The organism is Asaia sp. W19, from assembly GCF_003994335.1.
Lineage (GTDB): Bacteria > Pseudomonadota > Alphaproteobacteria > Acetobacterales > Acetobacteraceae > Asaia.
In genome coordinates this window covers 65826-79705 of record NZ_PNQZ01000005.1, presented here as the reverse complement: position 1 = coordinate 79705, position 13880 = coordinate 65826, and the positions used below count along the sequence as shown (strand labels likewise).

General features: G+C 58.9%; 16 protein-coding genes. All 16 read right to left on the bottom strand.

Annotation, left to right across the window (positions count from 1 at the left end; translation table 11 throughout):
* Positions 1-8: 8 nt before the first annotated feature.
* Positions 9-383 carry a phage tail protein gene (locus C0V97_RS01320; RefSeq protein ID WP_127099979.1) on the bottom strand — a complete coding sequence of 125 codons (375 nt, stop codon included), beginning with the start codon at positions 381-383 and terminating at the stop codon, positions 9-11.
* Complete coding sequence (locus C0V97_RS01315) at positions 380-1030, bottom strand: baseplate assembly protein (protein ID WP_127099977.1); 651 nt, start codon at positions 1028-1030, stop codon at positions 380-382. The genes C0V97_RS01320 and C0V97_RS01315 overlap by 4 nt, the downstream gene beginning before the upstream one ends.
* Positions 1031-1041: 11 nt before the next feature.
* Complete coding sequence (locus C0V97_RS01310) at positions 1042-1899, bottom strand: hypothetical protein (RefSeq protein ID WP_127099975.1); 858 nt, start codon at positions 1897-1899, stop codon at positions 1042-1044.
* Between the two features lie 461 nt (positions 1900-2360).
* On the bottom strand, positions 2361-3248 hold the full coding sequence (locus tag C0V97_RS01300) for a hypothetical protein (protein ID WP_127099971.1): 888 nt from the start codon (positions 3246-3248) through the stop codon (positions 2361-2363).
* Between the two features lie 12 nt (positions 3249-3260).
* The gene (locus tag C0V97_RS01295) at positions 3261-3518 is read right to left on the bottom strand and encodes a hypothetical protein (protein WP_127099969.1); all 258 of its coding nucleotides are present in this window, start codon (positions 3516-3518) and stop codon (positions 3261-3263) included.
* Between the two features lie 995 nt (positions 3519-4513).
* On the bottom strand, positions 4514-4837 hold the full coding sequence (locus tag C0V97_RS01290; RefSeq protein WP_127099967.1) for a hypothetical protein: 324 nt from the start codon (positions 4835-4837) through the stop codon (positions 4514-4516).
* Complete coding sequence (locus C0V97_RS01285) at positions 4834-5259, bottom strand: hypothetical protein (RefSeq protein ID WP_127099965.1); 426 nt, start codon at positions 5257-5259, stop codon at positions 4834-4836. The genes C0V97_RS01290 and C0V97_RS01285 overlap by 4 nt, the downstream gene beginning before the upstream one ends.
* A 3-nt stretch (positions 5260-5262) precedes the next feature.
* Positions 5263-6753 carry a phage tail protein gene (locus tag C0V97_RS01280; RefSeq protein ID WP_127099963.1) on the bottom strand — a complete coding sequence of 497 codons (1491 nt, stop codon included), beginning with the start codon at positions 6751-6753 and terminating at the stop codon, positions 5263-5265.
* 38 nt (positions 6754-6791) lie between these two features.
* Entirely contained in the window at positions 6792-7451 is a 660-nt protein-coding gene (locus tag C0V97_RS01275; RefSeq protein WP_127099961.1) for a hypothetical protein, read from the bottom strand.
* 311 nt (positions 7452-7762) lie between these two features.
* The gene (locus C0V97_RS01270) at positions 7763-8359 is read right to left on the bottom strand and encodes a hypothetical protein (RefSeq protein ID WP_127099959.1); all 597 of its coding nucleotides are present in this window, start codon (positions 8357-8359) and stop codon (positions 7763-7765) included.
* Positions 8360-8424: 65 nt separating this feature from the next.
* Entirely contained in the window at positions 8425-8847 is a 423-nt protein-coding gene (locus C0V97_RS01265) for a hypothetical protein (RefSeq protein WP_127099957.1), read from the bottom strand.
* 4 nt (positions 8848-8851) lie between these two features.
* Positions 8852-10219, bottom strand: coding sequence for a DUF4043 domain-containing protein (locus tag C0V97_RS01260; protein WP_127099955.1), 1368 nt, complete (start codon positions 10217-10219; stop codon positions 8852-8854).
* 22 nt (positions 10220-10241) lie between these two features.
* Positions 10242-10673 carry a phage scaffolding protein gene (locus C0V97_RS01255; RefSeq protein ID WP_158625315.1) on the bottom strand — a complete coding sequence of 144 codons (432 nt, stop codon included), beginning with the start codon at positions 10671-10673 and terminating at the stop codon, positions 10242-10244.
* 13 nt (positions 10674-10686) lie between these two features.
* A complete protein-coding gene (locus C0V97_RS01250) occupies positions 10687-12111 on the bottom strand; it encodes a portal protein (protein WP_127099951.1) in 1425 nt (474 codons plus the stop codon).
* Positions 12112-12121: 10 nt separating this feature from the next.
* Positions 12122-13447 carry a phage terminase large subunit gene (locus C0V97_RS01245; protein WP_199751569.1) on the bottom strand — a complete coding sequence of 442 codons (1326 nt, stop codon included), beginning with the start codon at positions 13445-13447 and terminating at the stop codon, positions 12122-12124.
* Positions 13434-13871 carry a hypothetical protein gene (locus C0V97_RS01240; RefSeq protein WP_127099949.1) on the bottom strand — a complete coding sequence of 146 codons (438 nt, stop codon included), beginning with the start codon at positions 13869-13871 and terminating at the stop codon, positions 13434-13436. The genes C0V97_RS01245 and C0V97_RS01240 overlap by 14 nt, the downstream gene beginning before the upstream one ends.
* Positions 13872-13880: the final 9 nt, after the last annotated feature.

The following is a 13880-nucleotide window of genomic DNA, read 5'->3' as shown; positions in this document are numbered from 1 at the left end:
GATCGGGCTCAGATCGTGCCGTCCTGATTGAAAGTAAATACCTGCTCTGTATCCTCGCCTTGCTCGCTATAGGCGATCGTGCAGGCATACGTGCTCATTCCTGACGGAACCAGCGTCACGCTGATGGGGCTTTTCTGGTCGATACCCGCCTCGAGGGCGAGTTGCCTCGCGATCAGCCCCTTGGTGGCATCCTCGCGTACAGGTTGCCCCACACGAGAAGGCAGACCCGCACCATAGTCGATATGCCAGAGATAAGCGCCGGGATTGGTGCACAGGCGACGCAAGATATTCTGCCGGGTAGAGAGACTTCCGGCAACCGTGTTCAGTGCTCCCCCCTGATCCAGAGACAGATCCTCTCCGAAATAATGAGAGAGCCCCATCATCCGACCGCCTTTCCGGTCATGCCATTTGCGTAGGGATGAACATGACCGCCGAGGCTATGTAGATCGGTCTTCACATCGCCACCGGAAACGGAAATTCCTCCTCCGGAAACGGAGACATCGCCACCCGAAAAAGAGAGCCCGGTGGAATCGAGCCTCATCTTCATCGACCCGACACGCAGGACGATACCCGTGTCTGTCAGCGCGCATTGCATGGAACCGGCGCCAAAGAAAACCCCGTCACGACCAAGATGAAACCAGCCAGCCTTCTCATCTACCCGCCCTCCCGGGCGTGAGGGAACGCCGCATCCTGCGCGGATGAGCAATTCTCCAGGCTGGGCACATTTGCCCGTGTGGGGTGAAATAGCCGGTCCCGCAACGACATCGAAAAGCACCGAGACAATGACATAATTTTCCCCATCCCCCTCGACCGGCATCAAGAGCACATGGGCGCCAGGCGCCGTGGGGCAGCTGAGACGCAAATCCCCCACCTGCGTCATCGCCGCATCGGGCAACCAGCCTGTCTCAATATCATCGGGCTGCACCCGTACCTTGACAGCATGATTAGCAGGATCGACGGCGGAGATAATGCCATGAACTGCATGGGCCATGCGCAGTTGGTGGGCGGCTGCCCACTGAGATCCCTGCATTCCTCTTCCTCTCAGAATACGCGGTCCCGCAACACTACCTCCTGTCGATACCCCATTACGGGATCACAAAGATGCACAACGGAATCTATCGCGAGTGTCAGTGGCTGGGCAAAAGGCCCCTCACGCAGCGTCATGAAATGACGCGGCCCCAGACCCGCTATGGCTGGAAGCGTCACGCGCGCTTCGAGAGCATGCGAAACGATACGTGCATATTTGCCGCGTGCCAGTCGCCTGATATCGTCCATACGCTGACCGGGGGCACGAAAAGTATAGAGTGCGGCACCGGAGCGCGGCGCGTCGGTCGAATACCGCTCACCGTCATAATAGATCGCGCTTCTCGCCCGCTGGCGTGAATCCCAGGAATACACGCCCACAACAACATCGCCCGTGAGCCCCAAGTCCCGCCGAAAGGACCGTATCGTCACTCCGGCAGGCGAAAATACGCGCATGCCGCCCTCGCCTGCGGCGTAGGGGCGGTGCAATTTCACAGTTTTCCCCTGCGCATGACATTCGAACCCGTGATCCCGCGCGAGGGAGTACGCGAGATCAAAAGCGGTCTGATATCGGTTCTGCGTGGTCGAGGCCAGACGCCGATGCTCCAACTGCCAGAATTGACCGCAATATGGCCCGACATTGGTAATGGACGGATCACTCTCAAAGCCAAGGCCTGCCGAGATTACCGCTTCCCGAACAATATCCAGCGCCGTCTGATTAGCCCACGACGAGGCGATACGCGTATCGAGCAGGGACGCCATGTAATCCCGGCATTCCAACTCCAAAAGAGACGATCCATCTGCCTGTCCTACCGCATCCAGCACACCATGGAACACCGTTTGCCAGTTGGTACCGCCACTTGCATCATGGGCCATCTGCAGGCAGATTTCTGGACGATTTAAACCGCTCCGACTTTCGAAAAACGCGTATATCGTCGGCTTATCTCGTACTGACACCCTGATACGTGCGGTGTCACAGCGCTCATACCGGGTGCATTCAATATGAAAACTGCATACCTCGACCCCGTCCTGCCGCTCGCCATCGATCAGGAGACGCGGCTTCCACACGCGCATCGCGCTTGTCATCTGGACGGCACTCCTGACCCGTCATCTCCGCTGTCTCGATCTGGAATCACGAGCATGACCGGCACGTCGAACGCGCTCAGATCCGGATCTGACAACCCGTTTTTCTCGGCGATGCGCCACCAATGCATCGCATTTCCAAGATACCTGACAGCCAAGTGGTAGAGAGAAACATCGTCCGACGTGATTTGTACGCGCATTTCGCGTCCTCTCTCGCTTTGCTTGCAGAAATGACCCTAATCTTATGTTCAGGATCAGAAATTCGCGGTCAGAGCCTCTCCGATCAAAGCCCGGGAGCGCGTTACATGGCTCCCAGCCTCAACGCTCAGCGTTGACAGGCCGGAATTCTGCGCCATCGTCAGCAGATCCGCAGAGGAACTGATCGTGGTACGGTCCAGAACACTCTCCGCGTCATCGCGTGCTTGAGCCAGATCACTCGCCGCCACAGAAAGAGACGACCCGGTCTGATCCAAGACGGACGTCAATCGAGCGGTATTCATCGCGCTCTGCCAGAGGGCACTCGCCTTACCGAGCGCGTTCTGTGCATCCGCAACGGCCCCGGTCACTCCCAGACTCTTTGCGACGGGCATGATCTGGCCGGTCAGAGACGTGATCATAGCCGTCCCGATCCATCCTGCCTCCGCCATCTCTCCCAAAAGCCCGGATATGGTTCCCAGCCCCGAGAGCATGGCCGTGTCCACTTGATCGGCCATCCCGGGGACAGGGACCGCAGGAAGAGCCTCTCGTTCCAGCACCAGGCGATAAGGACAGATTGTGCCTCGCGCCTGATAGGACCAGGAAAATTCCGCGATCCAGACGCGTGCCGCCAGATCAGCCAGCGAAAAAGAGAGAACCTGCGCGGCCTCCCGCATCGCCTCCATACGGCGCGCGCGCGTCGTCGCAAGAGGCCCCACGAACCGACCTGTCAGGATCAATCGGGCCGGATCATTGCCGACGGAGTCAATCACCCTGCCGCCGCCAAGCAACCGATGGATGACGAGCAGTTGCCGCCCTCCTATGATCAGTTGATCAGGCACTTCAGGCCCGCTCAGAACCATATCCCCCAAAAGCACAGGGGCCGCCCTGTCGAGCTGGCCTATCGCCCCAAGGGCGTTTTCGACCTCAAGCAACGATAATCCCATTTCTGCATCCTGCTACACAAAACCGAAGCTCATATTTGGATATTGCGGCACAGCGATCTCATCCACGCTCGCGCTTCGTGCACGCAATCCGCTTTCGCTGGCCAGTGAAAAGGACCATCGGTCAGACGCAGCAAAATCCGCGCCGGAATATGGCAGGGCGCTCTCCCGCCCCCCCTGGCCGTCATCGACAGAGACAGCGCCCCCGCCGATGGCAAACTCCCTCGCTGATGTACGGCGCGCCTGTCGCGCAGCAGCGATGAAATCAGGCACCGCTGATGCGCATCCTCTACCCTTTGAGCCCGCGCTACGACCTGTTGCAGAATATCCCTGTCGGACGATCAGCAAGTCGGGACGCTGAATAGATCGCGTTAGGTGCTCGGTCTTTTCCACGCCTCGCTTCACAGCAGAGAGGATGTTTGGCGCCACGAGTGATCTTGAGGGCGTGGTCTCTGCTATCCCCACGCCTACGCCCGAATAATCGCTAGACTGGGCGCGATGTCCTAGAAACATGAGATGCCGAAGCCCCTCGATCGCGCCTCTTGAAGGCTCGCGTGCAGACGCCCCCCTTGCAGCGAGACTGTCGACGATACCCGAAGCAACATCATTCGCGTCGCTACCCGAGACGACCTGTCTTTTCAGGAAATCAATGACAGGAGCCCAGCTTGGCCGCATCCTTCCCGGTGCGTTCTTCGAAGCACGAGTATTCGATCTTTCATCAAGCAGGTCGACGGTCGTCGAACGGGCCGTGTTAGCCGAGACTGGACTGCCTGCAGCGCGCCATACTCCCCGCCGGTCACCTCCGAGCCACGGCAGCGCCAGCCCGACATTGTGAACTCTGAGTGCGCGCGTCACTTTGCTGGCAGCTGTATCCACCGGGAGGTGAGTGGAATCAAAGCCGCCGAGAACAGCATGCTCATCTATAGAGCCTAGCTCTCCCGACTTCTCAATTCCTTTTCGGCGATTTCCGACGCCCAGGCGATATGGTGGCACGAACGAACCAACCCATCGCCGTGCCGTCATCGTCGCAATCCACCTCGCATCCCTGCGCCCAGAAAAGGGAAAAGGCCGTGCTGGACTCTCTATAAGGATCATACGCACCTACTCCCGCCGATAGGAAAAATGCTCCCAGTCGAAGGAAAACCCATCCTGTTCCGCAAGCACAACACAGGCCGCCACCCGCCGTGCACGCGACCAGCCGGTGATAACTGACCACGGCACACCGTTCTTCAGCAGATAGAGAATCTCTCTGAAAACCGGGTGCCCGCTCAGTTTTTTGCGGTGTCCACCATCACGTCCTCCTGTTCAGGGGAGGGAAAAAAGAGAGGTTGGAGCGCCATGACCCCCTCATTGCCGATCCGCCTTGCCAGGTCTCGTACTTCATCCTTGCTGGCTGGCATCTGGACCGGCACACCATTGACCGCACGTACAGTGCAAATCATCTGCGCATAGGACAGCCAGGCAGATGCCGCCGCTCCCGATACAGCGCTTCCGCCAGCCTCAATCAGATCCAGCATGTCGCCGGGGTCAAGTTCACGCAGGGTGAGACTGCGACCCGAGCCAAGTTCTACCTCATCAGGCAGTCCCGTCATGAAATCTTGCTCCGTAATGAGGCATAGAACTGCACATGCTGATGGATCATGCCTTCAGCCTGCCAGCGATCCGTCTTCAGTGAGAGCGATACACCGGTATATTCCCAGGTCGTCGTGCCGCCGTCTGGCTCACGGATATACTGATAGAGTGTACCGCTGCCGATGCTTCCAGCATTCCAGAAAGCCGCCTCGATCGCTGCCACCAGACTATCAAGATTGGCGTTGGCACGTGCAATTGTGAATACGCCGCGCCAGCCGCTTGGGGTATTGAACTCCACAGGCAATCCATTGAGCGGTGTAGCGCGCTGGATGATCGTGTGTTGTTCGGACTGGAACCCTGTCACGTCACGCAAATCGATACGCGACCCATTCCACAAAAGCGTAATCCGGCAATCCCGGCCAATACTATAGGGATTGGGCATGGGTCAGACGCTCCCACTGACAGTGCTGACGCTCACAGAAGCACCGCCCTGTAGATTGATAATGAATTTCTCGTTGATCCCCTGATAGCGGACCTGCACATCTGCCTGGACATAGCCGGTCGCGATCCGTTCAATCGGATTATTCGAACTGTCGCACAACACTGTATAGGGCAAGACGCCCCCAGTAACTCCTAGAATACCTTGCGAGAGCAGGTTTGACAGGAAGCCCAGAATGGACGCCCGTATGTTGCCAAACAGCGTGTCATTGATCACGCTTCCTACATACTGCCCCATGGTCCCCTCGAGCGCCCGGGCGAGGTAATTCGTCAGCCGCGTATAGGCATCGCTTTGAATCGCGCTATTCAGGGACGTGTTATGCCCAGCCCGGATCGCCCAATACGTCCCCCCCGGCGAGGGATTACAGATGACATCAATGCCATTCTCGACCAGCAGGGCCAATTCGGCCATGCTGTAGCCAAATCGGGTCGCTTCGAAACCGTTTTTCTGACTTCCCACGATTCCGGTCAGGGGCTTGTTCAGCCCTGATTGCTCGGGCGAAAGAGCCGCGAGCTTGCCCGCAGCAAAAAGGGCGGGACTGACCAATTGCAGACCAAGCGTATCGTCATTCCACCAGAGCCAATCGCCATGCATATATTTGAGAGCATGCGACCATAGACCCAGCGCCGTCTTGCTTTGTACCGCCTGCGCCAGAGTTTCTCCCCGCGGTCCTGCGGCGATCATATAGACCCCTTCGCTTTGTCCAAAGGCAAGCATCGCCGCCATGGGAAGCGTGTCACCTACACCAGCGAGGGTTGCAAGACTGCATCCCTGGGAGGTCAGCGCATAAAGCCCGGTCTTGCTCTCGCTGACGCCGACGAAGCGGGCTGCTGCAGGCTCTGCGCCATCTGTCCCGCCAGCGAGCTGTACAGATCCTGTCTCCACCGCCACGGTGTCATCCGGCATTTCAACGAGCACCAGTGCTCGCACATCCCTGCTGACCGCCTTTTGCAAATCAGCCCAGTCGACCCCGCTATAGGTGGTGGATCCCAGTTCCTCATGGGCGATGCTGAGAATGAAGATACCATCTCGATAGCTTTGCTTCGTCAGACTAATTTTCAATCCGTTTCCGGCAGAACCGGTATATCGCGCCCGAATCCTGACGGCGCCCAGCATGGCCTGCGCGGCGCTGTCCGTGTCATCCGTCACGCGCACAAGGCAGAACTGACTCGCACCCTGATGAACGGCCACATCGACAGCAACGCTCAGGTTGGATCCCCAGGCCCGTTTACCCCCAAAGACTTCACGACACTGGCCGACACTGCCAATCACGCTCGGCACATCGACCGGCCCCCATGAGGCGGTCCCGATGATGCCAAGTAAAGACGTAGTACTGCTCGAGACCAGCAGTGTCTCAGGCTGCGCGATCTGGATATACAGATCGGGCACCGGCAGTGCGGCCGTGTTCAGGGCACCACTCTGTATGAGTTGTGGCATGAATGATCCTTCAGTTTTTTGAAAATGGCCTGAACGGCCTAAGGCAGGGCTTGCACTGTCCCATCGCAATCAAGAGTCCAGCCTCGGTATGAACTGGGCACATCCCGGATGGCCGCGATCTCTTCGAGCGCTGCCAGAGGAATCTCTCCTGTCATCTCGTCAGGAGCCACGCCGAATGCATGTCGACTGCTGGCCAGAGCCAACCATCCCCCCCCCGTCACCATCTGAGGCGACCAGATCGACTGGTATCGATCAAAAATGACCTTCACAGACACATCACGTCGAAACAGCAACTGCGTCTGCCCGGCGTCCTGATCTGCCTCGCCTTCGTAAAATATCTGTGCCCGGCGTCCATCGGCGAGATCCAGCCAGTCCACTGGAAGGAGCTGGGTTGTGAGCAGATCACCAAGTTCCGCGCGCAAACCCCAGTCGGTCGTCCAGAGGGAGATCCTGAATGCCGCACTCTGCCGCATCAGCAGCCGACTTGATCGGCCATATCCCCCTGTTACCGCCTTGATACGACCGTCAGGAACCAGAATCGCAGCCTCCTCGCAGACCGCACCCGGCATCTGAACCGCAAGGCTGCGCACAACCGATGATGGCGTCTCCCCCGACTGCACAACGTGACGGGCCGAGACGGCCAGACCATCGCCTCGTTCCCAGAGAAGCATGGCAATGCCAAGAATATCCCGGGTCATATCCAGCCTGATCAAAACTTTCTGCGGCTCGATCTCAACGGATATCGCAGGAGGAACATGCATGGTTTCCAGCCATTCCTCTCCAAGAGGAACCGGCAAGGACTGACACGTCCCGGAGACAGGTGAGACCGTCACATAACTGACGGTCTCGCGCAGAGAAGGCGAGGTAAACAAATCGGAGGGCATTAATGGCCCGGCACGGAATATGATCTCTGGCTTCGACAGCAATATCGAATTTGTGCGTAAGGCAGCGAAACGACTGGCACAACAAAGCGCGAGCGCGGAGGCCACCCCCTTGAAGCCCGCCACGGTCAGACCTGCTGCAACGACAACAGAGCACGAATACCGTGCGCTGACAGCTCGACCGACTCAACAAGATAACGGAATGCATGGTCATCCGTGACCTGCATATACGGCATCAGGCAAAATCCTGGCAGAACCGGCATATGCATCATGTAGCTTCCGGCGCGTACAGCACCCGGCATACCGCTATGCCGATCCTCCCCTTTACCCGCCAAGACCAGACTGGCAGGACAACCGTCAACCAGAAGTCTTGGCGCTCCCCGCATCCCCGAAACCGAAATCTGGGCGCTGCAAGCAACGCATAGCGGCGGACGACAGGCCTCCATTGCAGATACGAAATGGAATACCTTCCCCTGCCGGAAAAGATCGCCAATGCACAATCCACGCGCATCGCAAAGCGCGTAGGCCATAGGATTCCCCCACATGCGCGGCCTGTGCATCTGAAACCCCGCCTCTGCATCGAAGCAGATATGCGTCGTCCCAATTTTATTCCCGAGCGGAAGGAGTGGATCGAGTATCCGATAATGATCTGCCCTAGATCCAAGCCGACGCGCGGCCTTGGCAAAACCAGTCTCAACCGGCTGCTGCAAATTGCGCATCGGCATTTACCCTCTTCTTGTTCCATGATGCTCGGAAAACCACGAGGCGCAGGGTAGAGCGGCTTTTTTGATCACATGATGACTGATGCTGGATCGCTTAGGTCAGATCCGGGTGCCACACCGAGAAAACTGCACAAACGGCGGCGCCACCAACTGAGCAGTCTGACGCGCTCTGCAAGCTCACGCGTGTTCCGCGTCCAGACCGCAGCACGCGCTGTATCGAGCGTCTCTGAGGCTTCCAAAAGCGCACTTTCCATCTGCGCCAGAGTTGCCAGAAAACACCGGGCACGCCTGCGCTCGGGCTCCGACAGCGTGTTGAGACGCCATTCAAGGGTTCCCGCCGACTGAAAAAAGCGCCAGGAGCTTTGTCCCGTGGTAATGTCCCCCAACGCCGCATAGCCGCAAAACCGTCTGATTTCCGACTTCTCTTCATCATCGAACACGTTATCGGAAACCGGCCCGCAGGAGCCGCCTACCCACAGATCCCCGGTCATTCAGTCAGCGCCCGAGAGCGGCAGCATCCGTGCCAAGACTTTCGATCACGACACCGCGCTTGAGATACGCATTCGTCGCTGTCGGAATGATCGTCACATCCGCCGTGACATCGGTCGGCAGGGCAAAACCGCCAATCCAGTACCAGGATTGCGCAATGATCTGCTTGAGCCGATCAAGCGGCTCACGGGTCACCATCGCCACCCCGTCAATCATCTCGATCAGCGCACGCTCTGCGTCGGGAATATCTGTGTGACCCGCGCATGCGCAATCGCCCTCAATCAGGGCTCCCTGCCCGAGAAGCAACGCACGGTGAATCGGCCCGCCACCGAGCGAGGCCTGCTGCGGCGCCTCGGTTGTAGGCACGAAACGCACACCGAGCAACTCGATGACCTGCCCTGAACGATATTCTTCCGACCCGTAAGCCCCGCGATACAGATATTTGAAATCGGCATCACGGAACAATGAAAGCAACTGCAGATCATCAAGATAGCAGTTATAGGCGCCGTCTATCATCGGAACATTGTTCCGTCGCAACGTCGCAACACCCGCCAGCACATGCTGAATGCCAAGCGTATCGCCATCACTCGCGCGCAGATCGGCGGTCGACCGCTTGCCATTTGGCCGGAGCACCAGAGGCGCAGTCGAGGCGATCACGGCATTACCCGTCGTTGCATCGGTTACCGGCACGGAAGCGGAGAGTGTCAACTGACCCGAAATCCCCCCCGGCGCAGTGGAAATATTCACGGCGTCGGCCGCAGCCCCAAGCAGGGTATAAACCCCGCTGCCGATCGTTACCGTCATCCCGGATGACGCCCCAACAGCGCGCACTTGTCCGGACACGATGACGAACTGGAAGCCCCTGATATCATCTACGGCAATCGTGGTCGTCTTCGCCGTTGCCGTTGCCGTCACGCGTGTATTACCGCCGAGATAGCCACCCACGCCCCCCGCCACCCCACCGTACAGGGCATCGCGCGCCAACCGGTCGAGAGACTGCATCGCCTGCATTCCGTTGGTCTGGGCATTGGCCAGAAACTGCGATGCGATCCCGATCCCGCTCGTCACCATGTTCAAATCGATCGTGTCGCCATACTGATTGATCGAAAGCGTATATTGCTCCACCGACCACCCGCTGGGCGACAACCCATTATCGAAATTCGTATTGCCCGACGCGCGTAGAGGCGTCGTGACCGGCGCCTTGAGGCTTTTGCGTGTCTTGGTCAGGGTTTCGCCAATCGCGTTGGGGAAAACCTCCCGGTCGGCAATGGCTCGAAACCCAAGCCGAGCATGCAGGCCGGTTTCGAATTCCCGAGCCAGAAATCCCTGCTGGATCGCGGCGCGAAGCTGTTCTGGAAAATTATCAATACCCATGATGTCCATCCCGACCCGTTATTCAGATAATCCCGGCAAGAAACTGTCGCTTGCGTGCCGCATAATCCTGCTGCGGCAAAAGGCGCGCATCCTGAGCTTGCGCAGGTGCGGGCCTGGGCGCCGTACCGACGCCCGTCGATCCTGGCAGCCCGATACGTTCCTCGCGAAAGAGAAAGCCCCGCGCCTCACGCGCACGATTCATCGCATCTTCGACACCCGATAGCCCCCCTGCATCGGACCAGCTGATCCCGGAGCGATCCATCAGAGCGATCACGGCATCCGCATCATGCGCACCGAGCCGGATCGCCTCGCTACGCAAGGCGCTCGTCACTGCGCTTTCGCGCGCCTCACTCCTGATCCGCGACAATTCCATCTCATGCGCCTGGACGAGGGCATCCCGCTCGGCAGTGAGAGCGGCCACAGAGGCGCGCAACACATCAACGTCATCCGACATTTCGGCCATTTCCTCAGAAATTCTGCACCGAGGCAGGATCGTGTGCCTCGATTTTCTTCCATTCAGCTGCAGGATCAGAAATTCCAACCGCACAGGCATAAAGACGCGCTGCTGTTTCCCGGCTCAACAACCTGGCTGAAACCGCCTCGACAAGCCCATGAGCGAGAGGCTGAAACTCTGCCTCATCAGCTGTGAACCAGGCCGGCCATTGCAGCGACAAACCGGTGGGGTCCAGATTTCGATACTGCTCGCAACCGATAAGAATCCCGTTCGGGAGCGCGCTGGAAAAGCGACATAGCATTCGGTAGAGCGCCAGGACCCCGCAATCGCCATAAGTTCCGCGCAACCTGTCGGCCATCCAGATCAAAGGCTGGCACATCAATTCCATGGCGCGGCCGGATTGTGCCGTGCCGAGCCGATCGCCATGGGTCCGGTTGCCGTGCAGCTGCTCGAGGACGAGCTGGCGCAGCTCCCGATAATGGGCAAGCACGGCTCCAGCCGCGGCCCCATTGATCTCCAGCAGCTTCGCATCCCCCTCTGGCGGCAGGGTCAACGCCGACGCGGCGCCTCCCTGTCGCGCAGGCCCCTCAAGCAAATCAGGCGTCTTGAGAACAAGCGTCGGATCGGAACCATACTTCAGCCCACGCCCGGCTTGTGAGAGCAGATAATCCGCTTCGATCACCGTATCGATCGCCCGCTCGAAACTGCATTCGCCGTCCGGGTCGCGCACCGATACTGCCCCCGGATTCCTGATCCAGACCACGGGAACGAAACCAAGCCCATGCATAGTGCTACGCATCGTGTCGAGAGGCGGCTCTCCTTCCTGCTCGACAGGGCGCGGAACCGAAATCTCGACCGCGTCGCATGTCCAGCGCCGTTGCCACCAGAACCGCGCCGCATACTCCTTAGGCTCGACAGGATAACCACTTGCCGCAAGCTCGCGCCCGGTCACCATAAAACGCTCGGTAACACGTAAAAGCGCGCCCGTCGGATCCCATTCTGGCGTCAGATAGGCCGTCTCCAGCAAAGTAAGACAGGGCCTGTTCGCTGAAATCTCCACCCAGATCGCTACAGATCCCACAGAACCCCGCGTAGCGACTTGCATCATGAAGGCGGACAACCCTGCCTCCAGGGCAAAGTTGTTCAGGACTCCTGCGGTCTCTGCCGCTTCCGCCACAACCAGCGGCCAATGGGAATTGCCAAAAAGGAGCGACACCATCTCATCCACGACTGTGCGGCACAGATTGGTTCGCACTGAAGGTCTGCGGTCCGAAAGAGGAATATACTCCCCAGAGACGCTCCTTTCCCGCGCAAACGGATGTGGCAACACATCATATTGCGTCCCTTCCAGAACACGCTGCAAAGCGAGCAGCCGCCTCGTACGCGGCGTCATGCCCGGCAATGCGGCGAATTTTTCCTGCAATGCCAGCCAATCCATGCTTTATCCTTCACCGAGAGAGGCTGAACCATCCCTGGTCCTGCCAGCGACCCTTAACCGCTTGCGGCTCGAGCATCAGTTCGCTCAATGCCCAGATCAACGCATCTGCCCGATCAGGCGAGGCGGCGCCGCCATACCCCCTCATCGAAAACAGGCAGAGCTGGGATTCCAGCTCCGCGAAGCGCCCGTGATGCGCCACCCGCCCCTGTTCATAGAGCGCTGCAACAGGCTCTGCGCGAGCAGATTTCCCGCGTGACGCGGTCACCATCCTGAGCGAGGCTGCAGGGTCGATACTGCGTAAAGTCGCCTCGACAAGCGCGCCGCCAAAATTACGTTCCGCCACGATCTTGTCTGCCTGCCAGAGCGCCGCACTCTGGATGACGCGCTGCGCCCAGCCCATTGGCGTATCGCGCACCGAGCAATCTTCAAGCACATGAGCCATGCCCACGTGGTCGATCGCCGCCACGACAATGCCGATCTCGTCCGCCCCCAGATCCTGAGGCCCAGATGCACCAGAGGGGTCAACCGCCACCACGATCCGGCGCATCTCCGCGATGATCGCCGCGCGTGTCTCCTCGCTGACAGCGGCACGACGGCGAAACATATCCATACGCCACAGAGCGCCCTCAACCGCAGACTGATACTCACCGAACAGGAACCGTCTGCGCTCGCGCTCCGGCAGCGCATCGAGTTGATGTAAATAAGCGTCACTCAGATTGATCCGGTTCTGATCCGGATTCATCATCATCGAGGCATAAAGACCCGGCTCCCCGTGCGGCAGACCCGAACGCGGCTCTACGCCAGCTTCGAACAAGGCATACAGCCAGTGATCCGTCGTTGGCGGATTCGCATCGATATATTCCCGTGTCCTGAGAGCACAGCGCTGGGCAAGGCGCGTCAGCAACATGTTGCGGGCGCCATAACTGATCTGGCTTGCTTCATTCAGATAGATCGTCGCAAATTCGAGACCCAGGATCTTCTCTGTACGCGTGGAATCATCCAACCCGCCGAAAAGGATCGACGACCCATTGGCGAAAAGCACTCTGTTGCTCTGACCATCCCATTTGTATCGCACATGAGCAAAACAGCAGCGCATGACTTTCGGGAAAGTATCCTGAATCACGCTTGCCCTCAGCGCGATCTGACGATGCCTGAATACGCCGTGACGCGAATGCGGGACCCTCAGTGCCCTGACAACAAGCGCCCTGATCAGGACGAAGGTCTTCCCTGATCGTGAGCCGCCGCGCAGCAAGATATGTCGCGCCACCCCACCTAGCAGACGGTTGGCTTCTTCCTGCACAGGGGTCAGCGCAAAGCCCGGCCTAGAGCGCGTCATCACCCTCGTTCAGCGACAATTCGGGCTCGCTTCCTTCCTCAACCGCACGCGTATCACGGAAGGAGGCTGGGCGATGCGCCCTCAACAGCATACGAAGCAGCCCGTCACTGTAGCGTTTTCGCGTCACAGGCCGCCCTTCCGGATCGTAGATCAGCCGCCCTCCATATAGGAGTGGCTCTTCATACCCATCCAGAGCGCGACGCCGCGCCTCCGCCTCCAGCAGATCGGTCGCTTCCTCAAGAGCCTGCTTCCAATGCTCATTGAACGCCGGGTCATGATGGCGCCAGTTATACGCCGTCTTGCGATCAATCCCGGCGGCCCGCGCTGCCTCTGAGACATTCCCGCTCTTTTTCAGTTGCTCAAGAAAGGCTTTTTTCAGGGTCACGCCCTGTGCACGCCCTTTTCTGACGAGCCCTTGCTTCATTTTGGCTCC

Bases quoted from the DNA above. Each gene is read 5' to 3' on its own strand.
- C0V97_RS01300 (WP_127099971.1), bottom strand. From the start codon at position 3,248: ATGGGATTATCGTTGCTTGAGGTCGAAAACGCCCTTGGGGCGATAGGC.
- C0V97_RS01290 (WP_127099967.1), bottom strand. From the start codon at position 4,837: ATGACGGGACTGCCTGATGAGGTAGAACTTGGCTCGGGTCGCAGTCTC.
- C0V97_RS01310 (WP_127099975.1), bottom strand. From the start codon at position 1,899: ATGGCCCATGATGCAAGTGGCGGTACCAACTGGCAAACGGTGTTCCAT.
- C0V97_RS01285 (WP_127099965.1), bottom strand. From the start codon at position 5,259: ATGCCCAATCCCTATAGTATTGGCCGGGATTGCCGGATTACGCTTTTG.
- C0V97_RS01280 (WP_127099963.1), bottom strand. From the start codon at position 6,753: ATGCCACAACTCATACAGAGTGGTGCCCTGAACACGGCCGCACTGCCG.
- C0V97_RS01240 (WP_127099949.1), bottom strand. From the start codon at position 13,871: ATGAAGCAAGGGCTCGTCAGAAAAGGGCGTGCACAGGGCGTGACCCTG.
- C0V97_RS01260 (WP_127099955.1), bottom strand. From the start codon at position 10,219: ATGGGTATTGATAATTTTCCAGAACAGCTTCGCGCCGCGATCCAGCAG.
- C0V97_RS01245 (WP_199751569.1), bottom strand. From the start codon at position 13,447: ATGACGCGCTCTAGGCCGGGCTTTGCGCTGACCCCTGTGCAGGAAGAA.
- C0V97_RS01255 (WP_158625315.1), bottom strand. From the start codon at position 10,673: ATGTCGGATGACGTTGATGTGTTGCGCGCCTCTGTGGCCGCTCTCACT.
- C0V97_RS01315 (WP_127099977.1), bottom strand. From the start codon at position 1,030: ATGCAGGGATCTCAGTGGGCAGCCGCCCACCAACTGCGCATGGCCCAT.
- C0V97_RS01250 (WP_127099951.1), bottom strand. From the start codon at position 12,111: ATGGATTGGCTGGCATTGCAGGAAAAATTCGCCGCATTGCCGGGCATG.
- C0V97_RS01265 (WP_127099957.1), bottom strand. From the start codon at position 8,847: ATGACCGGGGATCTGTGGGTAGGCGGCTCCTGCGGGCCGGTTTCCGAT.
- C0V97_RS01275 (WP_127099961.1), bottom strand. From the start codon at position 7,451: ATGACCCGGGATATTCTTGGCATTGCCATGCTTCTCTGGGAACGAGGC.
- C0V97_RS01320 (WP_127099979.1), bottom strand. From the start codon at position 383: ATGATGGGGCTCTCTCATTATTTCGGAGAGGATCTGTCTCTGGATCAG.
- C0V97_RS01270 (WP_127099959.1), bottom strand. From the start codon at position 8,359: ATGCCGATGCGCAATTTGCAGCAGCCGGTTGAGACTGGTTTTGCCAAG.